The following is a 22,991-nucleotide window of genomic DNA, read 5'->3' as shown; positions in this document are numbered from 1 at the left end:
CCCTTGTCTGTTTCTTCAATTTTCAAACTCGCTCGAATAAATCAAGTCGATATTCTTCATCCCGTTGACCTTTTAAATGCCGCAGTTTATTTGGGGTCAACTCAAAAAACGAGTCATGAACTTCATCCCCACTCAATGGATAATCACGGGCATAAAGTATCCAATGAACTAAAAGTAGATGTCCTCCAGGTTCCAGGTGTTCTAGAATGTACTGCTGGGATTTTTTCAGGTCTTCCCAGCACCAGTAATAGCCAACTTCCGAGACTAGGGTCAAATCAAACATCTCATCAGGATATTGCTCTGGAACACGCATAATCTGGAACTTGATATTGGAGAGATGCTGACAGCGCTCTTTTGCTCTATCCTGCGCCAGTTTTGAGACATCAACTGAGAGCAATGAGTCACAATGTTCTTGCAGTTTTTCAGTTAAAACGCCAATGGAACCACCGATTTCAAAGGCAGAACGATAGCGCTCTTTGGGTAAAGCTGCGATTGTGGCAGCATATTTGTTAGCTTCGTAAACACTTGTCTCAAACTTCCACGGGTCAGGATTTTCGCTGTAAAGTTTATCAAAGTAGCTAGGTGGTAGGGAATTAGATTGTAACGGGTTCATCGATTTTCCTCTATATAAACTTCCCAAGGATGAGTAAAATTTGCTAACATTTCGGGAGTTAGGCGAAAGCCTTCTGGATCATCATCAATTAAGTCTGTAGTTTGGGAACGATAAGCAGCGATCGCTTGCTGTTTCAACTCCACCACTGCGCTAATATTCAATCGCCAAGTTGTCACCTCAAGAGGTACTGGCAGACTCTCTCGTTGGTCAAAGTCCCAATCCCAAATCGGATACTCAATCAATCGGGGGGATAAGGGCAAGTCATTCAGCACTGTGTGAATTAACTTCCACGTCGCTCGGTGGTCTGTATGAGGGTCATATCGCCAGGGTAAAAAGATAATTTGTGGGGCGATTTCTGTAATGTAAGCACGACAACTAGCTACTGCACTTTGATACTGTGTTGAAATTGACCCATCCTGCATTCTACAGAAGGTGACATCATTCACCTCTACACCCAGCAATTTTAATGCTGATAGCGTTTCTGCTTCCCGCAGAGCTAGGAGTCTAGCTGCGGGATATTTCTGGGAACGAGGGTGTGAAAGAGTACCATCACTGATGACTAACACTTGCACATGACAATTTAAACACCGTAACAGAGCGATCGCACCTCCACAACCTAATGTCTCATCATCAGGATGGGGTGCAACAATTAGTACCGGGCTACAAGCGATCTCGTTAACTGAACGCCAGGGCAAAACATTAGGATTGTCTAGTGGTAATGCAATCAAGCCAAATTCATTCATCATTCCAAACTATTGAAGCCGGATTTGTTTCATGCAAGACATATTGCCCGACATTTGCCAAGGCTGCATCAAAAGCAGGTTGACGCAGATATAGAGTCAAATCTCGGATAATTCGTTCCATCGGATTTGGTGGTAGTAAGCCGCGAGTTCCCACAGAACGTTGACACAAATGCATCACATCAATGCAAATTTGCTCAATTGCTGTCCTGACCATGTTGGCATAGGCGACGAGTTGGTTTGCTTGCGGGTGAACAATAGTGGGATCGCCACCAAACACTGGTGCATAGGCTGCTACTCGATCCGCAGCCCCCCGCAGCCAGAGATTACCACTTTCAATGGCGATCGCCATTCTGCCAAGCCGTTCCTGTTGATATGGATCGTTTGTATATTCCAACTTTTGCAGATACTGACGAGTTAGGTTAAACAGTGCTTCTGCCCCACCTAGTTGCACAGCAGCAAACCGAATTACCCCAACAGATAACCAAGGCTGTCGATAGTAATCTCCTGGCTGGCCGATTAAATAGCTCCGATCCAACTCGACACCACTAAAATCCACTTTGTAACTAGCAGTAGCTCGCATCCCAGAAGGTTGCCACCAAGCTGGATCGCTAACTGTTGTCACTTCGTCCATTGGCACAATGCACATTTGCCAACCGCCTTCTGGCAATACTCCATTCACGAAAGGACGTTCAACATAGCCAGTACCAGTACAAAACGTTTTAGAACCTTCGAGCCGATAACGCCCATTCTCACAAGGAATTATCTTCACACCATCAGAGGCTTCAGCATTCCAAACGCCAAATATTTTCTGGCGATCGCGGGCATCATGAGCGCAGCTTGCGATCTGTTCTATGGAACCAAAGGTCTGAATCAGTTGTAGGGCGTTGATATGTCCTTCATAAATTCGCCCAACTGCCAGATTGCCATGCCCTATCTGCTTTAATAGCATTAAAAGCTCGTAGGTAACATTAGCATCAATTCCTGCACCCCATCCGCCTAATTCTTTCGCTAATGGTGCAGCCAATAACCCAGCCTTAGCAATTAGCTCAAACTCTTGCTTGGGAAAAGCAGTATTGCAATCGATTGCAGTGGCATTGTTTAAACAAAAATCCGCAATTTCTGCGGCACGTTTGAGATCCAGAGCAATGTTGGAACTATGCCATTTTGGGATGACGACATTCTTTAATAATTGGATGCTAATAGCCGACTCCTTTCTGTAATATTTCTTTATATCTTGTTAATAATAATTAAATTAAATCGGTTAGCATCTCTATCTTTTGTATGATTCTATACTCACCAAAAAGGGAGATTCAGGACAATGGAGTACACTTTTATTTGAGATGCAATTTGCTGTTAATTTTCTTCATTCTCCCACATTAGACATCTCCGAAAAACGGAAGATAAACGGGGCATGGAAGGGCAAAAGTATCGGCTCAATTCCCCCTGGTGCTGTCCCAATGATTCGTTTAATGCAACAGCAGGGGGCAACTAGGGAAGATATTATCGCTTTTTTGATAAAAGCGAAAACCAAAAAGACATCGCCAAAATTAGATGTCTGCAAAAATTTTGATGACACAAAATTAAAACCAGTTCTTCTAGATGATGCCCCTCAAGCTGTAGTACTGTTTGCAGGTGGCGGCGGGATTGAAGCGGGGATGGTGCAAGCCGGGATTCGTCCAATCATTGCGGTGGAGTTCGACCCCACAAAACCAGACTTGAGCAGGGCAATCGCACAAACTCATCACCGTAACTTTCATGAATATGGCTGCAAAATCATTCAGCTAACAGTTCAAGAAGTAGCACGGTTAGGATTTCTAGGTTTTCCCCGTCGCCCCGATTACCTCCACGCCTCCCCGGTGTGCGCCAACTTTAGCCAAGCTCACACAGCCAAAGCGGGTAAGTTTATGTCAAACCAGCCAAGGCATTCGGTTACTGTACTGGCGTGGAATGGTCGGAGCAAGGCTGGAAATATGAGGTTTTTACTCGTAATGACAACATTACTGTTTCGGGTAATGAACTCATTGAAACTGGTAACTTACAACCGGTTACTAAAGAAAAACCTGTGTTTCGATTGGGCGAGTTGGTCGAGTTTAGGTTTCACGGTGATGGGCCTCCGATTCGCATAGTTCGGGGGATTCAACTGATTAACGATTGCTGGTTCTACAACATCGAGTGGATGTCACCTGCTATATCGGAAAAAGGTGACGAGGTTTTTACTTCAGCAGATTCAATCGCACGAGTGAGTGACCATGACTTGGAGAGGGTGCGATTATGATTTATAGCTCATTCTATCGTGGCGAAATCCGAGGCAAGGCCATCTCAATCTCGCTCTACCCTCCCAAAAACTGGAAAGGTAAGCACCTGCCTTTGTTTGCTCCAACTCCTGAACTCCTGAAATGGTGGAAGTCATCAGCCCAGAATGCTGAAGCGGAACAGGAATATGAGCGTCAGTTTCTGCTGATTCTTCAGTCACGAGAACAATTGATTGAACTTTGGGTGAGAAAGCAGCAGCAGGCTAGTGCAGATATTACACTGTGTTGCTTTGAGAAAATCGGGGATTTCTGCTACAGGTATATTGTTGGACGGGAGGTGGTTGCGCGATCGCACCCTCAGATGTGGGGTGGAGAAGTTGGGTTAGTTACTGACCAAATGTCCACAAATGGGACACAAAATGATTCTGGACTTACACAATTAAGTAATGGTATCGGTCAGTCCAATACCTTAACTACTACTAGTATACTTATTGAAAAATCTTACACTCGTATTGCTACTTAGTTAAACCCATCGCAATCAAGCAGTGATAAAGGCACAGCAGCCCAAACCGTCCTCCTTTCAACGGAACGATCTACAAATGAAACCTTGGGTACTCACAATGAGAATATCTTTACAGCAGTCAAATCTACTACCGAACACTTGACTCTTCCTGAACTGCTTGGCAGGGTTAAGAGTTATAACTATCTACCTCCTGGCTGGGAAAATGTAGAGGTCATTGCAGATTTAGCGATCGGACAGAACAGTACAAGTCTACAATCTCGTTTGCCGGCAATGGCAGTCTGGGGTAGTGAAAGACTACTCTTAACCAGGGGGGTTTCTGGTGGTACGCTGTGGGGGGCGGGTGCTTTTTATGTTTTCAGTAGGGAGTATGTGGCGGTAGAGAGTTGGAGTGAGTGAGGAGAGAGATGTACTAAACTGTACTGTGGAGTAGTTAAAATCATTTACTCGCCACGCAGTTTCTGAAGTTTTGGTTACTTCTGGGTAGCAGTTGGCTTGCGAACGGTCGCAGCAGTTATACGATCAACCAATCCTGGCATAATTAGCTTTGCCCAAGGGAGTATTTTACCTTTCAACGTCATGATGTGTTCTCTTTTACGCTGCTCCATCGCCCAAATAATTTGATCTACACACTCATCTACTGACATATTGCCTTGCGTTTCATCACGCGGACTTTTGCCTAATGGTTTTCCATCTGCTCCCAAGGCTCGTTGCCGAATATCTGTGGCGACAAACCCTGGTGAAACAACCAATACATCTACTCCTGTTGATTGCAATTCCATCCGCAATGTATCAAAGAAGCCTTGCATGGCGTGTTTACTGGCAACGTAACCTGTACGAGTTGGAACACCTGTTTTGCCACAAATTGAAGAAATCGCCACTAATAGTCCTCGACTAGTTTTTAGATAGGGTAGGGCATAATGAGTACAATAGACCGCACCTAAATAGTTTACCTGCATTACCCGCTCAAAAATGGATAAATCTGTCACTTCATCAAAGCACGTCAGCATTCCAATTCCGGCATTGTTGATAAAAATATCAATCTGCCCAAATACGGTAATTGCTCTCTCTATCAACTGCTGGCAAGCAACGGCATGAGTTACGTCTGTAGCTACTGCAATCACCTTGTGTGTATGATTTGTGCAAGCAGTCAGTGTCTGTTCTAATCCTTCTTGATTACGAGCCGCTAGGACTAAATTTGCATCTTGTTGGGCTAACGAGATTGCCAGCTTTCGCCCAATCCCTGCTGATGCACCTGTGAGAACAATGGTTTTATTAGCAAAGCTCATAATCAATGTTTCCAGTCGGAAGATTGCTCATTCTAGAGCTTTATATTACCAGTCAATTTGCTTTTTTCTTTACAGCTAGGCGAAGATTTGGGGGATTGTTCAGCATTTGAAATGCTGGCTGTTCTTTGGGGGTTATCCTTCTCTGGTTCTGGCACAAACCCGAAATAAATCCCTAGCCTTCTCCTTTGGAGATGCTACGCGAACGTGGCTGGATCGTGGGCGTAGTCGATTATTCGTTTGTAATTTGGCTGGAGATTTATTTTTATGGATCTCCCCTACTGGCGCGGTTGATCCTCTGTTGGGTAATGGTTTCCCGTAATCTTTATACTTTATTCGTGGAATAGGTTCATAGTAAGCTGAATGAGCAAGTGCCTTGAAAGTAAGTGTTCTTGGGACAAATGACATCATTAACTAATCCAGAAAAAGACCGATATAATCTAACTGCCCCAGAAGTCTTTGCCAATCCCTATCCTACTTATCGTCGGATTTTGCAACAAGAGCCTGTTTACTGGAATGATTTTTTGGGGGGCTGGTATCTGATGCGTTATCAGGACGTTGCATTTGCAATGCAAGACAAACGGATTTCGGCTAAACGTCCGCCAATTAGCAAATTATCCCAATTAGAGCAACAGAATATATTTCCACTTTTGGAAAGTTTATCAAAGTGGATGCTGTTTTGCGACCCCCCAGAACACACACGTCTACGCACGCTATTTAATAAAGCATTCACTCCTCATATTATTGGCAGTATGGCACCCAGTATTCACTCTTTAGTAAACCAACTTATCGATAGTATTTATAAACGGGGTAACATAGATATTATTCATGATTTAGCTTACCCAATACCTGCAATCGTTATTGCACAAATGCTGGGTGCAAATTCCGAAGACTACGAACAGTTTAAGAAATGGTCATCAGATTTAGCTAAATTTTTTGGACTGTTCCGTATGGACACAGAAATTTTGACTAATGCTAAAAAAAGTATTCTGGAAATGAAACAATACTTCCACTTCATACTGGAAGAACGTCGTTGTCAACCCCAAGATGATCTCATAAGTAGCCTCATCTTTGCACAAGAGAAAGAAAATTCACTCTCAGATGAAGAAATTTTATCAAATTGTGTTTTCTTAACCTTTGCAGGCCATGAAACTACCACTAACTTAATTGCTAATGGCTTACTTGCTTTACTCGCAAATCCCAGTCAGATGCAAAAGTTAAAGAATGACCCTTCCTTAATCACAACTGCTGTGGAGGAGTTTTTGCGCTACGATAGCCCAGTACAACGGCAAGCTCGCATAGCACTTACCGATCTCGAAATCAATGGTCAACAAATTCGCCAAGGGCAGCGCCTATTTCTAGCGATTGGTGCTGCTAACCGTGACCCTGAGCAATTCTTCAATCCCGACAAATTAGATATTACACGTTCACAAAACCCACATTTAGCTTTTGGCAAAGGAACCCACTTTTGCCTCGGCGCATCCCTTGGCAGACTTGAGGCACAAATAGCTATAAATACCATTGTCCAACGCTTGCCTAATCTGCGGTTAGATACAGATCAGATTGAATGGTATGAAAACCCTTCCTTGAGGGGCATGAAATCAATGCCTGTTGCTTTCAATTTTTGAAATACTTCCCTTGAAGTGTAATAGATTTTTGTTTTAGGTTGACCCATAAAAATAGAACTAAGTCAATCACTCCCAAGTGATATCTGCATTCTCAAATAACGGCAATTGAATCACTTGGGTCTGTTTGGCATTATCCAGATTAGATAACGAAATCCCCAGCAATCTAATACTGCGATTCTCCAAGTTAATCGACTCAAACAGCGCTTTGGCTATCTCAAAAATCATAGAGAGTTCACTGATGGGAGCAAGCATTGTCTTACTGCGGGTTAACTGCTGATAGTCAGAGAACTTGACTTTTAACGTTAATGTGCGTCCTCGCGTTTCATTCTGCTCCAACCGTTGCTCGACAATTTGGGCAATCTGTTCAAGTTCTTGCAACATCTGGCTGATATCACTTAAGTCTTGTGCAAACGAAGTTTCTGCACCAATCGATTTGCGAACTCGATTTGCTTCAACTGAGCGGTCATCTTCTGCTCTGGCAATCTTATAGTAATAATTACCTGTTTTACCAAAGTGGTGTGTTAGGATTTAAGAAAAAATAACTTGAACGTTTTTTGAAGATAGAACTATGATCAAAGCATGGGAACGGGCAGGCATAGCAACCCATGTCAAAAGCAGAAATAGTTGAAGCAATCAAAACAAAGTACGAATATTTTTCTCCATATCTGAATGAGAAAACCCGTCGCATTTGGGCAGCAATAGAAGCTCAAATCCTGGGAAGAGGCGGCGTGAGCCAAGTATCTCTTGCCACTGGGCTATCGCGCACGACAATTTATGTAGGGCTAAAGGAATTAGACAATCAGAATCAATCAGCCAATCGAGAGCAAATACGCTGCCCTGGTGGGGGAAGAAAACTAATAGAAGAGATTGACTTAACCCTAGTAAAAGACTTGCAATCTTTAGTAGAACCTACAACATTAGGAGATCCAGAGTCACCTTTACGTTGGACGAGCAAAAGTGGAGCGAAATTGGCAAGTGAATTGCAACGAATGGGACACAAAGTTAGTTCACGGACAGTGCATACCTTGTTAAATTGGTTAGGGTATAGTTTACAATCGAATCGGAAAACCCTTGCTGGCTCGTCACATCAAGACAGGGATGCTCAATTTTTGTACATAAATCAACAGGTTGAACAATTCCAAAATCTAGGTCAACCGGCGATTTCAGTGGATACAAAAAAGAAGGAACTCATTGGTGAGTTTAAAAATCCTGGACAGGAATGGCAGCCTCAAGAAGAACCAGTCGAAGTACGGATACATGATTTTGTAGACCCAAAATTAGGAAAAGCGATTCCTTATGGGATTTACGACCTCACGTTGAATAAAGGTTGGGTGAGTGTTGGCATTGACCACGATACATCTGAATTTGCCGTTGAATCTATCCGTCACTGGTGGTTTAAGATGGGTCAACCTTTGTACCCAGATAGTAAACATCTACTTCTCACTGCCGACTGTGGTGGCTCTAATGGCTATCGTACTAAACTGTGGAAATTGCGATTGCAAGATTTGGCTGATGAAACTGGTTTAACCATTCACGTAAGTCATTTTTCTCCTGGTACCAGCAAGTGGAACAAAATCGAGCATCGGATGTTCTGTCACATTACGACCAACTGGCGGGGCAAACCTTTAACTAGCCTACAAGTAGTGATTAATCTCATCACTCATACCACCACAAATAACGGCTTAGAAATTCAGCCCATGCTAGATGAAAACCTTTATCCTACTGGTATTGAAGTTAGCCCTGAAGATTTGAATGCAATTGCAATTGAACGGCACGCTTTTCATGGTGAGTGGAACTATCAGATCAAACCAAGAACAATCAACTAATTGTTCAACTTATTTTTTCTTGACTCCTTGCTGTAGTTGGGGAGAAAGTAGCGAAGACACTGTTGGCGAATTCGGGAAATGCTTATGTAGAGCGGATGGACTGAGGAGTAAAGCGATGAATTTGTATGACCTCAAGCCATGTATTACATAACCAAAAATGCTCCTGATAATTGCTGCCAAATTTTTGAATGTCAACCGAACTGAAATATTTTGTTTTTTAAAAACTAACCATGTAATACACGGAAAAAGAAAATGATTGACTAATCAACCGTGTGTTACATGGATAAGGGACTCTAAGTATTGCTCAAGCGGGTTTGGGCTGTAATTGTTTGAAGCGAGAAATACGAGTTTTAGCAATTGGTACTTCGTTAAACCAAGCATCCAAGCGTAAAAAGTTAAGAGCAGTAGCAATTAGAATGTGTTGAAGATGAGTTTTTGCCAATCCCTTGTAACGAGAGCGTCGCAAACAAGTACGTCTGGTTCCTTGAGACAAAGTAGCTTCTATTCCTGCACGTTGGTGGTAAATTTTGAGAAATTCAGGTGTTTCTTGAGATTGACGACGAGTTTGCAGTGCTGTGTGAAAGGCTTGAGCGCGGATAGTCAGCCCACGAGGATCTTTTTTTGAACGTGTGCAACGGCGACGAACTCGGCAAGCTCGACAAGCGGCAGTAGGAAATCGAATGTCAATAATTGGCTGTCCGCGCTTGTCGATTTGAGGTAGCCAAGTCACACTCTGCTGCCCCATAGGACAAGTAGCTACTTGGTTGTCCCAATCAAACTTAAACTGGTCAGCAGCAAACTTCGAGTGATTACGCGCTTGCCAACTAGGGTCACTACGAACTGGGCCAATAATTTCTACATCATACTGAGTGCGGCTATTAACAAGATGTTCTGCCGTTACATAGCCAGTGTCCATTAAATGCTCGTTTGGTAGTAATGATTTTTCTTCTAGACCTTGATGGATAGGTTCAACCGCAGCATCATCTGTTACCGTAGACAAGGTAGTATAAACTTGAGTAATCAAGTGAGGACAATCATCACCACAAGTTTCTGTCACATGGGTTTTATATCCCACCCAGTCAACGCTACGCTTACTACTGTAATGCGCCTCAACATCATAAGGCGAGTGAATAGCAATTGTTGAAGGTGGCATATCTTTTGTTGTACGCCATTGCACAACACCTTCTTCACTAGGAGCATAAAACTGTTGTACCCAAACTTGCCTCAAGATTTCTACAGCCTTGATCTGGCGTAACCATTCGGGTGCTTCCATAGTATAAATGGCACTCAATAATGCAAATCCATCCTTTCCGATTAAGTTCCCCAAAGCCTCCCGCTCACTATCCAACTTCGGCAATCGGTAATTTTCTATCCGGCGGCTATAACGGTCAAACCAGTCACAGTGAAGGTGGTTAATGAACCAGTCTGGTGCTACAGTAGCTAAACTATTAAGTGCTGCTCGCAACGTCTCACCTAATGTTTCTAAGCGATTGAGGTTACGAACAACAGCGAGAATATGGGTTGAGTCAGTTCTCTGTCGCTCTCGTTTGAGTAATCCCAAATCCCGTAATCGCTCCAAGAGCTTATCCAACAACAATTGTTCTGCATCAGCAGAAATTAATCGCTGGCGAAATTCGCTCAGAATCGAAAAATCAAACCCAGGATCTGTCAAAGGCAAGCTTAAGGCACATTTCCAATCAATTCGGGAACGCACTGCATCTGCGGCTTGACGGTCAGATAAATTTTCCACAAACTGCATGATGCTAATTAAAGCCAGCCGCCACGGTGATTGTGCTGGCTGTCCCCGCTTAGAAAACAACGCTGTAAACACTTCATCAGCATAAATGCTGCCCAAGTTGTCGCGCAGTAAAACATAGATGTTGCCTTTTGGAAAAGCTGCACGCGCTACAGCTTCCGTATCTGGGGGAACCGGAGGAATACTTTGAGGCTGCATTGACATAAAACTTTCTTCCAAAGCGCGACTAGCTTTACTACATCACCATTTTATGTTTTACACTATCGTTGTAATACATGGTATTAAAAAAATGAAACGGGATATTCAGGGAAAGTTTGCACTCAAAAACGACGACTATCGTTTAGTTCGCTCCCTGAGACTAACCGATGAAACCTGGAAGACTTTGGGTATTGCAGCAGAATGCAACGGCTTAACTCGTGCTGACTATTTAGAACAAATTGTGCGGGACAATACTTTACCAAGTAATACATGGGAAGCCAATTCTTTTCAACCGTGTAATATACCGAATGTTGAGAATACTCAAACTTCAACCGCCTTACTGCCCCAACTAGAAGCACTTGAAGCTTTACGCGATCGCATTTTGTTGGAACTCAAGTTAGGTAAGCAAGCCACTGGATACAAAGCTGCACTGAAAGCTCTCAATCGTTTCATTGCTGAATTAACTACGAACCCATAGGCATTTCCCGAATTCGCCAACAGTGTCCTCGCTACTTTTACCCCTAGTTGGGTGACTTGTTCCGGCATTAAAAAGTTTTTGGCTGGTGGCGGCATAGTTGCTTTTAAACAGTTTCATCTTATTATTATGCAATTTAAGTGCCGATTAACTTACCTACCGTAGGCGAGTACGCCGGGAGTAGATTTACTATTTATTTTCTAGTGGATTTCTAACCAGTTGCGGTGAAGTGATAACCGAATACTGTGAATTGGTTGCTGAGTTCTACAGCATTGGGTCAAAACTGGCGATTTGTGTCTGTTCTGTTCTGTCGATATCTCATTTAAACCGCAATTCACAGACTTGTGATGCCAAATTGCCAAAACCTATCAATGTGGTTCGTAACTTCAAATTTTTCAAGCGAACGCGAGTAGCGTCTTGTACAGAGGAAAACCCAAGAGTGATCGCTCTCCCTTTACTCCTCAAATTCTTAACACTGCTATAAATCCCCATATCCAATCACACAAACCTACTACCATTCCTGGCAAAGGATTTGAGCAACGCCAAGCTACAAAAATCGATAAACTTGTTGAATATGCTGCGTCAACAACAGGGTCAAGTATGTTGGTGAAAAATCTGGCGCGAAGCTCCGGTTTGGGATCTGGAGATTCGGTTTGAGAGCTTTTGTGTTAGAAAAGCTACTGCTCAGGGAAAACTTGAAACAAGACCCTATGTTAAATAAACTAAGAGAATTCATATTACAAATTATCGAAGTTTTATTGTCAGCTAGTAACCTCAATCAAGATGAAAATATTACCCGACGATAGCTTTACGATTTTGACACCTGATGCCCTGCCTATAGTTCTGCAACGGCTGAATGCAAAAGTTGAACCGACAAAAGCATTTAGATTCTCTAAGAAACACCTCCCTTATCAAGGAACCATTTCGGAATCAGGGTTTCAAATCAGTCGCGTAATTCACTACCAGAACTCGTTTTTACCAGTGATTCGAGGACGCTTTGAAGTAGAATCTCACCAAACCTTGATTCATGTACAAATGAGGATACATCCCTTTGTAATGGCATTTTTAGGGTTCTGGTTTTTATCCTGGTATAGTGCAGTAATTCCCATAACATTGACAGGTGCTATGCCTAATTATGTGGCTGCGCTATTTGTGGGTATGCCGATGTTGATGCTAATTATTTTTTGGGTAGCTTTTTGGTCAGAAGCAAATCGCAGCCGCAGTGAATTGACTCAAATTCTTCAAGGACAAGTATAGTTAAGCTATAAGAGTTTAAGTACTCTTTATCTAAACTAGGATTTAGCACTGTACAAGTTAAGCATAATGTTGCTTGCTGTGAATCTCGGCTTTTCAGGCATGTCGGCTCTACCGCAGGTTTAAATAATTTGACTACCCAGATGCTGAGATATGTTGTAATTCAATCTCTAAAGGTACTGAGCGTTTCGAGAAAGCAATATCAGGGTCAGGGTTTTGGTTAACATAGAAATTCCACTGGTCAAGAAATCAAATAAAGTATGACCAAGTTGAGTCAAACTCATTATTAAAGTAAGTTTACTGCTAGTCCTACCCTACTTCCGTCAAACGACTTTATAAGATTAAAATTGCTATTAATACAAACTTACTACAGCATGAGAGATGACAGAGCGCCCAGGAAAATATGAGCATAACGGCAAGCCCCCGACAGTTAGCACCTCTTCACGAGAAATAGCCGAAAAGTTCGCCAATGCCATTGGTGAATTAAACTGGACAATCGATTATTTTCGGTTTTGCGAGCTTTTAGAACTGGAACCTGGGGAGTACGCCAACGACCAGTACAGATATTTTCAGCAACTAGCAGAATCGCTTACAAGGTTTAATGCAGAGTCTCTAGCCAAAATGATTGATGCAGGGAGCGTAGAGTGAAAAAGTAGCGATTCTCCTTGTGCAGTAATTCATACGCTTAACTACAGTGGGCACAAGTCTTCGGGAGCAAAGACATAAAACAAGCCCATCAAAACTATTCGCAATGCCAGAAATCTGAGATGCAGCAAGACTTTCGTAAGGGAGCATCTGTTGCTTAATTTGGGAGAATTGGTGGCTCCTAGAGCTAGGAGAGCAACGTTAACAGATGAAGGGGGCAGATTATCTGAGGGATGACACCAGAGCGATGCTTGCGGCGGGCTACGCCTACGCATTCGTGGGCTAAGGAAAAATAAGAACTTGGAGGAAGTTGCCCGTGCTGTGTTGAAAGACCTGGGGGTGATTAACCATTAGTACATCTGCAAATCTTCCTTTTACCGTACAATACAAAACTGCCCTGGAGTTAGGCCAGAGCAGTTTTAGATAGAAGTAAATTATATAGGAGACAATTAATGTTGTCCCCGGTTAATGCATAGTGAATACCGTTATATAATACTATTCACCTCCTGTCTAAGACTTTATGCAAAAAACGAATAATCTTGAAGTTGGCATTACAAAGTTTTAGAAGTAACCTCAAGGTATCCCAAGTATTACCGTATCATAGACGGCATCCGCGATTTTAAGCTTCTTCCTTGGCAGTCTACAGAATATAGCTGCTGACGATGAATGGGATGCTGATAAGAGGAAATCTAAGGTCAGAGCAAGGACGCAGTAGTAGCCGCGCATTATTAATTTTCCTATGTAACTAGATTTTTACTCCTTTCCCCCTAAGTAATAAGAGTGACGCGTGCTAGAAGATTAGCCATTGTAATTGGCTCGAAGAAAGCAATATCTCTGGCAGTCAGAACTACAGATGACCAACAGAGGTACACTAGGCTGTGGCAGAGGCTGTTGCAGCCGATTTAATAAGCTCAATTAATAGAATTGCTATTATTGCTAGCTGATTTTAAAAATTCTTGTAGCGTTCGCAAAGTTCGCTCTATGGAATCAATAAATACTACTTGAATGCGGGCTTCAACAGCAACTAGTAAATTCCCTTCTTTGATAACCTCAATTGATTGCCAAAAGTTGGCTTGGTAGAGTGATGGTTGATTTGATTGCTCTAACTTAGTGTTGACAATCACATCTTCCAATATAATTTCCTTACGATAATTAACTTCAATCCGAGCCACAACTGGAACAATTTTCTGTTTAATATTTATCTTATGGTGCTTTAACCAATCCCAACGTCCTGTTTCTAAATACTCCAAAATGGTAGCATTGTTAACATGACCTAAACTATCGAGATCATTTGGACGTCCCTGTAGTTTTAAAGAAACAAGTTCAAAACTCATTCGTTAAAAATCTTTGAATTTAAATTTATTTGACTAGTTAAAATACTAGTTGACAACATATTTAAATTAATTTTTGATAAAAACAATACAAATGAGGAAAAACGAGCATAGCTTATTTACATCTGATAATTTTCCAACCTGTTGTGGCGTTCACTTGATGATAGTTTTATTACAGGTATGGTAGAAGGCTTTGTAATGTTTCATAGAGAAAAAATCTTCATCGCTCTTATGACTAACGTACACACACAAATGCAGTAGGTAATTCACTAAAGGCGGCACAGTTGGTTAGATAGCTCAAGTGAAGCAATTGATGGAGCAGTAGATAACTGCACTGGCGAAATTATCTAGTACAAGTTCATAGAGAATTGGTAGAAGCTGTGTTCATGCTTTGACAAGGGAATTACGCACTAAAAATCTCCCATCAAAAATAATTAACACTCCTATGCCATGAAATAAATCCTCTAGCTGTTCACCTTGGACTGCATGAATATGTAAATGAGGTTCAGTTGTATTACCAGAATTTCCAACCTTTGCAATCAACTGACCTTTGTTTATCAATTCCCCTTGTGTAACTATGATTGAACTAATTCTGATGTGTGCTAGAACGACAAGATAGTTATCGGTTTTAATCACAATCTTGTTGCCAGCCAAGTTAATATCATCTTTCAAAGGCGGAATATTATCAGGTAGTTCATTTGTAATGTTGACAATCTCTCCATCACAAGGGCTGTATAGTTCATTGTCGAATATTTCGTATCTGTTTAACTCAGACGGGTAAAGTCCTCTTGCTCTAATACCCCATAGATTAAGTTTGACAATATCTAGAGCAAATCGCTGTGCTTGATTTTTATAGTGACTATTGACTAACGAGGAATTTCCCCCATGTGCAACGTAATATGTTCCCTGTTTGAGTGGGAATGAAAGAGAAATCGACGGTTCAAAGGTGGAATGGGCTTTGAATGCCTTGAGATTCAAAAACATAAAAAATATCAATACAAATCCGACAGCCAGTAAATCTGACCACTGATTTAATTCAGGGTTAAGCCAAAGGGGAAGTATAGTAAAAGATAATGCATATTTAATCGTTGCGATAGCAAAGAGGAATAGAAATAAATAGCGCAAGTAGTACCCAAACCAACTCCAGTTACCAACCAGAAAGATAAATAGTATATAACTACCGTAACTCCAGATAGTCATAAACAGTTCAATTTGGCTTTTTGGAAAGTCAATCCATAAGCTGACTATAAAAATAATTGGCACAATCAAATGTGTTGCTAATAAAACTGAAATTGAGAAAAGCATTTCTTTTTACTTATGGCTATCTTGCTTACTTTACGTTGGGCGCACAAGTTTTATGCAGAGCCAACCAATTTTTTATAAAAGTTCATTAAAAATCCTGCCTGATAATTTCACAACATAGTGTTTGTTAAGTTATCAGTTACGGCTTATAAGTTTTTCGCAGAGGACACTCTTTGTGTCAAATAAAAAATTATTGGTCATCTTTAACACATTAATGCCGCTTGTTTTATGCACGTTCCATATAAGGGCTTTCCCCAGTGCTGAAAAATGGTCACATGAGGCGATTGTTGCTTTTGTCAAATATGCGACCGGAGCGTATGCAAAAACTCTTGCGTTGCGGCGAATTTGGGGATATTTTAACACCCGCTTATCTCAAAGAAGCACTGTGAACTTGGAAAGGAATTAAGTCACCCGAAGCTATATTTGTCGCTGCTTGCAAGGAGGGCAGGAAACCAGAGGCACAGCAAGTTAGGAGCTGCTTATATTACCAAAACAACAACACCCAAGTTTTACTCGCTTCGCTATTGTACTATTCAATAAGCATTTCAATTTAGTCATCGGGAAACTGCCAAGATGAAATACTTTCTACGTCTTTGCTACTGCATTTAATACAAGTAACATCAAATGCTGAATCTATCCACTCATAATCGCAAGCACGACAATGACAGAAAATATTATTACGGTTGGCATCTTTTATACCCTGATGCCATTGCTGTAGTTGGTCAGGATTTTGAAAAGGTAAATTATCAGACATTCTAGTAAGCCTCTTATCGTCACAAAAAAAGTTTACCCAAACGGTTGTCCCCAGCGCTCCCAGTTCTCTTTATTAAATGGACTGCGCCACTTCAAAATAAGGTTCAACTCCAACTCTTGCCGTGCGCGTCGATCAACCGGAGCATCCCACCAAAATGCGGCGTTGACTGCTGGAGAGTAACCCATAGCGATAATGTAAATCCTGGTAGCTGGCGATGTAATCTTTGCAGGCGTGTATACCCTGCCATCGCTTATTAGAGCGGCACGTTTCGCCCACGTACAACACAACAGAAGCCGCCGAGTCTATGATGAAATACAGACAAGTTGACCCAGGACTATCAACTGGCATTCGATAAAACGACATTGGCACAAGCCGCAGCAAGAGTGGATCAATTTGGTCTGGGTCACAATGCTTAGGGGTAAGGTCAAATAATGCCGTCTGCTGTGGTGGTTTGTTCTCTTGAACCTTCTGCTGATATTCAAAAATCTGAGATTTCCACTTCAACAGCGCCTCAAGCCTCATTAACAGTGTCTCTGCTGTGCGTGCTGGTGTGACGATCAAATCAGAAAATAAATTTAGCTGGTTGCGTTCCAAGGTGATTAATGGGAATGTACAAACCACTAGATTATCCCCCACAATTCAATGGAGTCAAACCTGTTAGCAGCTAGTAGTCTGCCAAGGAAACGCAAGCGTTGTGGTCAGCAGAGGAGCGGAGGGGCAGAGGGGCAGGGGGGAAAGACTTACTGCAATTTTCTCCCCTGCTCCCACCAGCAAACCTGCTCCCTTGAACCCAGCGCTTGGGTAACAAAACAAACCCCTTATGCTCTTTGGGTCGGATGACTACTTGTATAATCCAACGGCAAAAGTCCATCACCCACTGCATAAAAGGATCACCATCAAAGCCACTATCAACCCAGACCTGATTTAGGCGGGACACGGCAGTTCCCATCCGTTTGACCTTCAGTAGTACTTGTTTCCCGCCAGCACGCTCACCCGTACTGGCAGCAGTGACCAACACCCTCAGTACTAATCCTAAAGTATCCACTGTTAAAAAACGTTTGCGTCCCTTGATTTTTTTACCCGCATCATAGCCTACTGCTTGACTTACTAATGCTGCACTTTTCACACTTTGACTGTCTATAATCGCTTCTGATGGACTCGGTTCTCGATCTGAGGCTACTCTCATCCACTCCCTTAGTTGATCATGCATCCTCACCCATGTCCCGTATGCAGCGCCAGTTACGGAAATATGTGTAGACTGTCTGCCAGTTTGGCAAGTCCCCTGGTAAAGCACGCCATCGACAGCCCTCACACAGTACATAGAAGATGGCGTTGAGAATGTCCAAGATATCGACTTCACATTTGCGACCACCGGGTTTTGGGGGTGGTATTAACCTACTAATCAGTTCAAATTGTTCTGGGGTCAAGTTACTAGGGTAAACTTTACTCATCGCTCTCAATGGTGCTGTATCTACGTATTTACAGCTTACGCCCTGAGAGCTTTTTTACTGCTTAACCGACTTTTCAAACAACCTCTTACTAAAAGCTAAGAGATCCCTTGCCTTTTCTTCAAACTACATAAGAAATTCTATTGGCTGATGGTGGGCTAAATTTAACCGGGTAATAGCATTCAACGTAAAGCTTTAAGAAAATTTTCTATTGATTACGGAATTGAGATGACATCCCTTGAAGTCATAATCGTCATCACACAAATTTTCTACCTCCTGACTGAACTTCTTCCTTTATCAAATGATTAAAACTACAAAGGAGATAAATTAATATGAGCGAGAATCAGAACTCACAACCTACAAAAAATAGACCACAACCTCCTAAAACAATAGGAAAACCACCTAAGACCGAATTCATTAACTCCGAACAACAGCCAACAGCGTCAGAATTATCAGATATTAATTGATCAAAAAGTTATGATACCAAACTTCAAAAAACTAGCCCTTGAAGATATCTATCTTCAAGAAATTCAACTTACAGACACTGAAGCTCAATCTATTAATGGTGGTTCACCAACTTTACCACTGCCACCACCTAGTAGTAGATTTTCGTTATTTTCCCTTGACTGGGTAGCAATCCAGCCCCAACCTCTCCCTCCTGGAGTTTTTGGGGATCAACGCCAAAAAGTTAGATCATCGTGAAATGAGCTTTCTTAGGCAGAGGGGAGCAGGGGGAGTAAAGAGAAATTTTTAGTAGATTTTACTACCGCAACCCCCTTGAATACACTGTTTTATTTCTTTCTTCTGCCTCAAGAGCTTATCCACCTCACCTAACGCTTTTCCATCACTCTCTCCGGTGGAAAAACAATAATCTTTGCTACATAAGACTTTCAGACAAAACTGATGATTATAGCCATAATGTTAGAAAATAAAGCTCGAAACCCAGTTTCTGTCTCTTGTTTAAAAGTTGGCTGAGATTTTTCTTTAACCAGAGTGATGGGAATACGGTTCGGATTGGTAGGATCTAGTGAGCTGGAGTTTAGACTAAATAGCCGTACAGACTATCTAGCATACATTACTTGTATCTCGGCTCAACCCTAATAGGTGTACATTCGTCAATAGTCCGAGTATCTTCTTTCAACAAGTAGTAATGGAATAATATAGGTCTTCCTGCAAACAAATCTCACAACTTCTTCAAATTCTTTTTCTATATTTAGAGTAGATTTTTTAGAGAAGTCAAATATGATTACTCCGCAGCTACCATCTGGCAGTCTTATCCGAGTTGAACGAACTACAAATGGTTTGAAGTTGAACTGGAAGAACCCAGATAATCCTTTTCTCCGTGTCTCAATTAGTAGTTTTTTACTCTTTTGGTTAGGGGGTTGGACTGTAGGGGGAATTTTTGCAATGCAAATGTTGTGGAAGTCTTATCAGGAGTCTATTCCTTTTTCATTGTTTTTACTCTTTTGGTTAGGGGGTTGGGCTTTTGGCGAAATCTCCGTCATTGTTAGTCTATCCCAAATATTAAGAGGGCCAAGCCGTTCATTGTTATCCCTCGGCTATCGAGACATCCAATATATACCTGGAAGAGTTCCACTTAGCTTTTTTGATTCTAATTTGGTTCAAAGAAGCCAAACGAGTAATTGGAACTTGTGGTCGAACCAAAAGCCCTTCTCTGCTCAAAAGCAAGAGGTTCAGAATTTACAACTCACAAATGTGGTTCAGCATTTACGTCTTAGTTTTGATGTTGGAACACGGCGGATTGAAATCGGAAGATATCTCAGTGAACCAGAAAAGGAGTGGTTATATCAAGTCATGGAAAAATGGTTGCATACTTAACGGGACTTAGACAAAAATTAAGCCCAAATGTAACCTAAACTAGCTTTATAAGCAGCAAACACGTCACGATTTAAGTTCAACCAATCAATAAATCGACTCATACATGGCTGTTCTGAACGCATCTATTACTTCAGTAAAAGTATTTAAATTGCTTCTAGTCTCAATCCAATGGCATTTGAACGACGATTATGAGTAACCCTCTTTCCCATCCCGAAGATCCAGACTTCCATTCATCTATTCAGGAGAATCTAAAACAGCTTTCTGCTCAGTTGGGATCTCCTTTGTCCGAATTATCAGTCATGGAAATATACCAAAATGCGTGTGATCTACTGAGCAACGTTTCTCCATCACCTCTTACTCTTGCCCGCGTTGCTGCAACATTACTCGTCTATCGAGTCAATGACACAGAACCGGAAGAATTTGAGTGGTTCAACCCAAGTGAAACAATGTCTGGATGAAGAAGAAGTTGAGGAGTTAATTGAATCCATACATCGCACGGATGCTTTGTAATCTTTCTCGTAATTGTTGCAATACCAATTGGCTAATTAAGTTTTCAAACAATCCAACCTGACTCAATCACTGACGACGTTTAGTGTGACATTCATAATCCTCAAAACGAATCTTAGCGATCGTACTTCGAGAAAAAGTTCTGGCAACAATACCTTGAGGGGAGACAAAATACCCTGAAATAGATATATGGCAAGTAGTGTAGCAATTTGTGGTAAAAGAAAAAGAGCCTTCATTCGCAACAAGCTCTATTTAATGATAATGTTACCAGAATTCTACGAAACAAACCTCAAGCGAGAATTGGGACGTGCAGAATATTTATTACTAAAAATCCTGATAAATTTATTACAATCAATAAAAACTGTAAGCCTTGAAGCATTGGCTACCGATTTACCTATACCAATATTATTTGAAAGTAGAAGAAAGAAAATCCAACGATTCTTATCTTTAAATTATATAAATGTTGAATAAATTTGGTTCCCAATTATTAAAAGTCGGTTAGAGATATATTTTCCTTTAAATGAAGTTATTTATTTAGTAATTGACCGGACTAACTGGGGGTGTATTAATCTGTTAATGATTAGTGTGGTTTGGGATAAAAGGTCTATCCCAATATATTTTAAGCTATTAGAAAAATTAGGTTCAAGTAATTTTGATGAACAAGAAGCAGTATTCAATAAAGCATTGCCGCTTCTTAATAATTATAAAACTGTCGTGTTAGGAGACCGAGAGTTTTGTTCGATAAAGCTTGCTAACTGGCTGACAGAGCAGAAAGTATATTTCTGTTTACGCCTAAAAAAAGATGCATTTATAGAAATAAAACCGGAAATTTGGCTGCAATTAAAAAATTCAGTCTTATCGCCTGGAGTTTCGTTCTTTTATCAAGGCATTAAATATACAAAAGCTACAGGCTTTATTAGCTTTAATCTTGCTGGTAAATGGAAACGTAAACGTTTGGGAGTTGCGCCGGAAGATGGCTGGTTTATCCTGACTAATTTAGATGATTTAGACTCAGCTATCAAAGCTTATAAACAACGTTTTGATATTGAGCGGAGTCGGAGACACTCCGCCTCCGAGAGATGTTCCGTGATTTTAAGAGTGGAGGCTATAACTTAGAAGAAACTTGGATGATCTGTATGGCTAAACCAAAACCAGTAGGCGAAAAAGTTACCTTGCAGATGGAAGGGAAATTTGAGGAAATTACCCGCTCTACCTCAAAGAACCTCTTAAACATTGGGTATCATAAATGCTTCTAGCGTCAGTGAATCAAACATCCCCAGCTCATCATAATTAGCAATTAGCTGATGCATTTTGTAAGGATTAATCAACCAATTGGCGATTAGAGAAAAGGGAGTGCCTATACTGATTGAATTAGGACAATTGACAGAAACACCATCAGGTAGATAGTAATATTTATGCCCTTCAGTATGCCAATTAAATTGAGTGGCTATTGGTTCGGAAATCTTCAGATTGGGAGTAATAGTCATAGATATCCCTTGCCAATCACTATTAAAATTTCGTTCTGGTAATTGATTTAATTTGTCTGACCAATATTTACTAGGAAATCCATTACAATCTTCACGAATATTTGCTATATGAAATAAATTTCCGTTCTCGTCATAAACAATACCTACACTATGTCGTAAATCTTCATGTCGAAAGAACAATTCTATCCCAAAATACGAGTTGGGTTTTAACTCCACTGTTGCCCAAGTAGCATGACCCGAAGCAAAGAAATATCCTCGCATTGTCTCGCGTGATGGATGGAAAAGTCCATTATCTAAGCTATTTGACAGAAAATTAAATTCCCAACTCTCTTGCTTATTTTCGCCATTTGCATAACTATAAGTATTAGTGTGGACGATTTTAGTCTTTTCTGGATTGCTTTCAAAACTTCTTAGACTTTGAAATGATTCTTTGACATCACCAGATGGTGTATATCGCGTCCAAATTCCATGCCAATTGAGCAAATGGTTAGTACAATAATTCCAATTTCGTTCTTTTGCATCCATAATATTGTGTCCAAAGTATATTTAAAATCTCATTGTTAAAAATAGTATTACAGTAGATTTGAGGTTAATGAGGCACACTAAATATTAGTGCATCAAGAATTACAATGAAACTTTACTCAGTTGACCTACGAAAGAAAATAGTAAATGCATACGAAGGAGGTGGCACGTCAATCAGAAAAGTTGCTGTTCAATTTGGTGTAGCAAAAAGCTATGTACAAAAGCGGACTTTTCCCGTTAAGTCATGAAACAACGAAGCAGCAAAAGTTTCATACTATACTCTATTCTCAATAACTTAAGATTAGTGACAATAAATTACGAGAAAATAGGGCTTTGGGCTAGAGGTATAGTAAGTGATCGCTCAATCAAGGAGATAACGAGAAAAGTCAGGTCGAGCAGAGGGAGCGGAAGTAGCAGGGGAAGAAAATTCCTCCCCAGCCTCAATATCTTCCCCAGCCCCCCCTGCCTGCCACCACACAAAGTTTTCTTGGAAGACTACTAGTAAGGTAGCTTGGAACCAACAGTTTAATAAATAAATTGCTACTTCAAATATGGGCATTTTTAGTATACTGCTCATCAGATAGCAAACTGACCGTACTAATCCG

Annotated in this window: 27 protein-coding genes and 2 pseudogenes; 15 read left to right on the top strand and 14 right to left on the bottom strand. The window is 41.1% G+C overall.

The window, feature by feature from the left end:
• Positions 1-22 precede the first annotated feature (22 nt).
• From RMZ43_RS18595 to RMZ43_RS18585, 3 genes are read right to left on the bottom strand one after another with little or no spacing between them, the layout of a single operon-like run.
• Positions 23-613 (bottom strand): class I SAM-dependent DNA methyltransferase, encoded by a 591-nt coding sequence (locus tag RMZ43_RS18595; protein ID WP_322655996.1) that lies wholly within the window; start codon positions 611-613, stop codon positions 23-25.
• Positions 610-1,359, bottom strand: a complete 750-nt coding sequence (locus tag RMZ43_RS18590; protein ID WP_322655997.1) for a PIG-L deacetylase family protein — start codon at positions 1,357-1,359, stop codon at positions 610-612. Before RMZ43_RS18590 ends, RMZ43_RS18595 begins: the two co-directional genes overlap by 4 nt.
• Positions 1,349-2,473, bottom strand: a complete 1,125-nt coding sequence (locus RMZ43_RS18585; protein WP_428850895.1) for an acyl-CoA dehydrogenase family protein — start codon at positions 2,471-2,473, stop codon at positions 1,349-1,351. The genes RMZ43_RS18590 and RMZ43_RS18585 overlap by 11 nt, the downstream gene beginning before the upstream one ends.
• 223 nt (positions 2,474-2,696) lie before the next feature.
• On the opposite strand from RMZ43_RS18585, the pseudogene RMZ43_RS18580 reads away from it, so the two are divergent.
• The 4 genes and pseudogenes from RMZ43_RS18580 to RMZ43_RS18565 all read left to right on the top strand — a co-directional run.
• A pseudogene (locus tag RMZ43_RS18580) lies at positions 2,697-3,230 on the top strand (DNA cytosine methyltransferase); the annotation flags it as partial.
• Positions 3,231-3,298: 68 nt separating this feature from the next.
• Positions 3,299-3,631 carry a DUF1392 family protein gene (locus RMZ43_RS18575; protein ID WP_322655998.1) on the top strand — a complete coding sequence of 111 codons (333 nt, stop codon included), beginning with the start codon at positions 3,299-3,301 and terminating at the stop codon, positions 3,629-3,631.
• Positions 3,628-4,131 carry a DUF488 family protein, N3 subclade gene (locus tag RMZ43_RS18570; RefSeq protein WP_322655999.1) on the top strand — a complete coding sequence of 168 codons (504 nt, stop codon included), beginning with the start codon at positions 3,628-3,630 and terminating at the stop codon, positions 4,129-4,131. The genes RMZ43_RS18575 and RMZ43_RS18570 overlap by 4 nt, the downstream gene beginning before the upstream one ends.
• A gap of 84 nt (positions 4,132-4,215) precedes the next feature.
• Positions 4,216-4,527 (top strand): hypothetical protein, encoded by a 312-nt coding sequence (locus RMZ43_RS18565; RefSeq protein WP_322656000.1) that lies wholly within the window; start codon positions 4,216-4,218, stop codon positions 4,525-4,527.
• Positions 4,528-4,601: 74 nt separating this feature from the next.
• On the opposite strand, the gene RMZ43_RS18560 is transcribed toward RMZ43_RS18565, so the two are convergent.
• The gene (locus tag RMZ43_RS18560; RefSeq protein ID WP_322656001.1) at positions 4,602-5,417 is read right to left on the bottom strand and encodes an SDR family oxidoreductase; all 816 of its coding nucleotides are present in this window, start codon (positions 5,415-5,417) and stop codon (positions 4,602-4,604) included.
• A gap of 398 nt (positions 5,418-5,815) precedes the next feature.
• Between RMZ43_RS18560 and RMZ43_RS18555 the strand changes: the two genes are divergently transcribed.
• Positions 5,816-7,042 (top strand): cytochrome P450, encoded by a 1,227-nt coding sequence (locus RMZ43_RS18555; protein ID WP_322656002.1) that lies wholly within the window; start codon positions 5,816-5,818, stop codon positions 7,040-7,042.
• Between the two features lie 66 nt (positions 7,043-7,108).
• Here RMZ43_RS18555 and RMZ43_RS18550 read toward each other — a convergent pair whose 3' ends face one another.
• Complete coding sequence (locus RMZ43_RS18550) at positions 7,109-7,471, bottom strand: hypothetical protein (protein ID WP_428850894.1); 363 nt, start codon at positions 7,469-7,471, stop codon at positions 7,109-7,111.
• A gap of 176 nt (positions 7,472-7,647) precedes the next feature.
• Between RMZ43_RS18550 and RMZ43_RS18545 the strand changes: the two genes are divergently transcribed.
• Positions 7,648-8,868, top strand: a complete 1,221-nt coding sequence (locus tag RMZ43_RS18545; RefSeq protein WP_322656003.1) for an ISAzo13 family transposase — start codon at positions 7,648-7,650, stop codon at positions 8,866-8,868.
• A gap of 304 nt (positions 8,869-9,172) precedes the next feature.
• On the opposite strand, the gene RMZ43_RS18540 is transcribed toward RMZ43_RS18545, so the two are convergent.
• A complete protein-coding gene (locus RMZ43_RS18540) occupies positions 9,173-10,828 on the bottom strand; it encodes an IS1182 family transposase (protein WP_322656004.1) in 1,656 nt (551 codons plus the stop codon).
• Between the two features lie 85 nt (positions 10,829-10,913).
• Between RMZ43_RS18540 and RMZ43_RS18535 the strand changes: the two genes are divergently transcribed.
• The 4 genes from RMZ43_RS18535 (at position 10,914) to RMZ43_RS18520 (ending at position 13,199) form a co-directional block, all read left to right on the top strand.
• Positions 10,914-11,300 (top strand): hypothetical protein, encoded by a 387-nt coding sequence (locus RMZ43_RS18535; RefSeq protein WP_322656005.1) that lies wholly within the window; start codon positions 10,914-10,916, stop codon positions 11,298-11,300.
• Between the two features lie 414 nt (positions 11,301-11,714).
• A complete protein-coding gene (locus RMZ43_RS18530) occupies positions 11,715-11,954 on the top strand; it encodes a hypothetical protein (protein ID WP_322656006.1) in 240 nt (79 codons plus the stop codon).
• A 126-nt stretch (positions 11,955-12,080) separates the two neighbouring features.
• Positions 12,081-12,554, top strand: coding sequence for a hypothetical protein (locus RMZ43_RS18525; protein WP_322656007.1), 474 nt, complete (start codon positions 12,081-12,083; stop codon positions 12,552-12,554).
• A 378-nt stretch (positions 12,555-12,932) separates the two neighbouring features.
• Positions 12,933-13,199 carry a hypothetical protein gene (locus tag RMZ43_RS18520; protein WP_322656008.1) on the top strand — a complete coding sequence of 89 codons (267 nt, stop codon included), beginning with the start codon at positions 12,933-12,935 and terminating at the stop codon, positions 13,197-13,199.
• A gap of 908 nt (positions 13,200-14,107) precedes the next feature.
• Here the strand turns inward: RMZ43_RS18520 and RMZ43_RS18515 are convergent.
• From RMZ43_RS18515 to RMZ43_RS18490, 6 genes are all read right to left on the bottom strand, one after another.
• Positions 14,108-14,530 carry an acyl-CoA thioesterase gene (locus tag RMZ43_RS18515; RefSeq protein ID WP_322656009.1) on the bottom strand — a complete coding sequence of 141 codons (423 nt, stop codon included), beginning with the start codon at positions 14,528-14,530 and terminating at the stop codon, positions 14,108-14,110.
• 381 nt (positions 14,531-14,911) lie between these two features.
• Positions 14,912-15,832, bottom strand: coding sequence for a M23 family metallopeptidase (locus RMZ43_RS18510; protein WP_322656010.1), 921 nt, complete (start codon positions 15,830-15,832; stop codon positions 14,912-14,914).
• Between the two features lie 547 nt (positions 15,833-16,379).
• Positions 16,380-16,583, bottom strand: a complete 204-nt coding sequence (locus RMZ43_RS18505; RefSeq protein ID WP_322656011.1) for a hypothetical protein — start codon at positions 16,581-16,583, stop codon at positions 16,380-16,382.
• 132 nt (positions 16,584-16,715) lie between these two features.
• Positions 16,716-17,204, bottom strand: a complete 489-nt coding sequence (locus tag RMZ43_RS18500) for a GIY-YIG nuclease family protein (protein ID WP_322656012.1) — start codon at positions 17,202-17,204, stop codon at positions 16,716-16,718.
• 43 nt (positions 17,205-17,247) lie between these two features.
• Complete coding sequence (locus RMZ43_RS18495; RefSeq protein WP_416212469.1) at positions 17,248-17,769, bottom strand: transposase; 522 nt, start codon at positions 17,767-17,769, stop codon at positions 17,248-17,250.
• Between the two features lie 16 nt (positions 17,770-17,785).
• On the bottom strand, positions 17,786-18,034 hold the full coding sequence (locus tag RMZ43_RS18490; RefSeq protein ID WP_416212470.1) for a transposase: 249 nt from the start codon (positions 18,032-18,034) through the stop codon (positions 17,786-17,788).
• Positions 18,035-18,363: 329 nt separating this feature from the next.
• Here RMZ43_RS18490 and RMZ43_RS18485 point away from each other — a divergent pair, with 329 nt between their 5' ends.
• From RMZ43_RS18485 to RMZ43_RS18465, 5 genes and pseudogenes are all read left to right on the top strand, one after another.
• On the top strand, positions 18,364-18,498 hold the full coding sequence (locus RMZ43_RS18485) for a hypothetical protein (RefSeq protein ID WP_428850849.1): 135 nt from the start codon (positions 18,364-18,366) through the stop codon (positions 18,496-18,498).
• Positions 18,499-18,508: 10 nt separating this feature from the next.
• The gene (locus tag RMZ43_RS18480) at positions 18,509-18,733 is read left to right on the top strand and encodes a hypothetical protein (protein ID WP_322656013.1); all 225 of its coding nucleotides are present in this window, start codon (positions 18,509-18,511) and stop codon (positions 18,731-18,733) included.
• 540 nt (positions 18,734-19,273) lie between these two features.
• A complete protein-coding gene (locus RMZ43_RS18475; protein ID WP_322656014.1) occupies positions 19,274-19,870 on the top strand; it encodes a hypothetical protein in 597 nt (198 codons plus the stop codon).
• 188 nt (positions 19,871-20,058) lie between these two features.
• Complete coding sequence (locus RMZ43_RS18470) at positions 20,059-20,328, top strand: hypothetical protein (protein ID WP_322656015.1); 270 nt, start codon at positions 20,059-20,061, stop codon at positions 20,326-20,328.
• A gap of 310 nt (positions 20,329-20,638) precedes the next feature.
• Positions 20,639-21,501, top strand: a pseudogene (locus RMZ43_RS18465) (IS4 family transposase); the annotation flags it as partial.
• A gap of 102 nt (positions 21,502-21,603) precedes the next feature.
• On the opposite strand, the gene RMZ43_RS18460 reads toward RMZ43_RS18465, so the two are convergent.
• Both RMZ43_RS18460 and RMZ43_RS18455 read right to left on the bottom strand, forming a co-directional pair.
• A complete protein-coding gene (locus tag RMZ43_RS18460; protein WP_322656016.1) occupies positions 21,604-22,389 on the bottom strand; it encodes a DUF3598 family protein in 786 nt (261 codons plus the stop codon).
• 358 nt (positions 22,390-22,747) lie between these two features.
• A complete protein-coding gene (locus RMZ43_RS18455; protein ID WP_322656017.1) occupies positions 22,748-22,945 on the bottom strand; it encodes a hypothetical protein in 198 nt (65 codons plus the stop codon).
• Positions 22,946-22,991: the final 46 nt, after the last annotated feature.

It is taken from the genome of Nostoc sp. CmiVER01 (assembly GCF_034531135.2).
Classification (GTDB): domain Bacteria; phylum Cyanobacteriota; class Cyanobacteriia; order Cyanobacteriales; family Nostocaceae; genus Nostoc.
The sequence above is the reverse complement of the archived record's forward strand: the minus strand, read 5'-3'. Positions and strand labels throughout refer to the sequence as shown.

Excerpts from the sequence above, each read along its gene's own strand:
- RMZ43_RS18510 (WP_322656010.1), bottom strand. The coding sequence starts at position 15,832 with ATGCTTTTCTCAATTTCAGTTTTATTAGCAACACATTTGATTGTGCCA.
- RMZ43_RS18560 (WP_322656001.1), bottom strand. The coding sequence starts at position 5,417 with ATGAGCTTTGCTAATAAAACCATTGTTCTCACAGGTGCATCAGCAGGG.
- RMZ43_RS18540 (WP_322656004.1), bottom strand. The coding sequence starts at position 10,828 with ATGTCAATGCAGCCTCAAAGTATTCCTCCGGTTCCCCCAGATACGGAA.
- RMZ43_RS18525 (WP_322656007.1), top strand. The coding sequence starts at position 12,081 with ATGAAAATATTACCCGACGATAGCTTTACGATTTTGACACCTGATGCC.
- RMZ43_RS18490 (WP_416212470.1), bottom strand. The coding sequence starts at position 18,034 with ATGAGTAAAGTTTACCCTAGTAACTTGACCCCAGAACAATTTGAACTG.
- RMZ43_RS18555 (WP_322656002.1), top strand. The coding sequence starts at position 5,816 with ATGACATCATTAACTAATCCAGAAAAAGACCGATATAATCTAACTGCC.
- RMZ43_RS18505 (WP_322656011.1), bottom strand. The coding sequence starts at position 16,583 with ATGTCTGATAATTTACCTTTTCAAAATCCTGACCAACTACAGCAATGG.
- RMZ43_RS18495 (WP_416212469.1), bottom strand. The coding sequence starts at position 17,769 with ATGAGAGTAGCCTCAGATCGAGAACCGAGTCCATCAGAAGCGATTATA.
- RMZ43_RS18535 (WP_322656005.1), top strand. The coding sequence starts at position 10,914 with ATGAAACGGGATATTCAGGGAAAGTTTGCACTCAAAAACGACGACTAT.
- RMZ43_RS18470 (WP_322656015.1), top strand. The coding sequence starts at position 20,059 with ATGAGTAACCCTCTTTCCCATCCCGAAGATCCAGACTTCCATTCATCT.
- RMZ43_RS18480 (WP_322656013.1), top strand. The coding sequence starts at position 18,509 with ATGATACCAAACTTCAAAAAACTAGCCCTTGAAGATATCTATCTTCAA.
- RMZ43_RS18520 (WP_322656008.1), top strand. The coding sequence starts at position 12,933 with ATGACAGAGCGCCCAGGAAAATATGAGCATAACGGCAAGCCCCCGACA.
- RMZ43_RS18475 (WP_322656014.1), top strand. The coding sequence starts at position 19,274 with ATGATTACTCCGCAGCTACCATCTGGCAGTCTTATCCGAGTTGAACGA.
- RMZ43_RS18570 (WP_322655999.1), top strand. The coding sequence starts at position 3,628 with ATGATTTATAGCTCATTCTATCGTGGCGAAATCCGAGGCAAGGCCATC.
- RMZ43_RS18595 (WP_322655996.1), bottom strand. The coding sequence starts at position 613 with ATGAACCCGTTACAATCTAATTCCCTACCACCTAGCTACTTTGATAAA.
- RMZ43_RS18545 (WP_322656003.1), top strand. The coding sequence starts at position 7,648 with ATGTCAAAAGCAGAAATAGTTGAAGCAATCAAAACAAAGTACGAATAT.
- RMZ43_RS18485 (WP_428850849.1), top strand. The coding sequence starts at position 18,364 with ATGAGCGAGAATCAGAACTCACAACCTACAAAAAATAGACCACAACCT.
- RMZ43_RS18515 (WP_322656009.1), bottom strand. The coding sequence starts at position 14,530 with ATGAGTTTTGAACTTGTTTCTTTAAAACTACAGGGACGTCCAAATGAT.
- RMZ43_RS18590 (WP_322655997.1), bottom strand. The coding sequence starts at position 1,359 with ATGATGAATGAATTTGGCTTGATTGCATTACCACTAGACAATCCTAAT.
- RMZ43_RS18460 (WP_322656016.1), bottom strand. The coding sequence starts at position 22,389 with ATGGATGCAAAAGAACGAAATTGGAATTATTGTACTAACCATTTGCTC.
- RMZ43_RS18455 (WP_322656017.1), bottom strand. The coding sequence starts at position 22,945 with ATGCCCATATTTGAAGTAGCAATTTATTTATTAAACTGTTGGTTCCAA.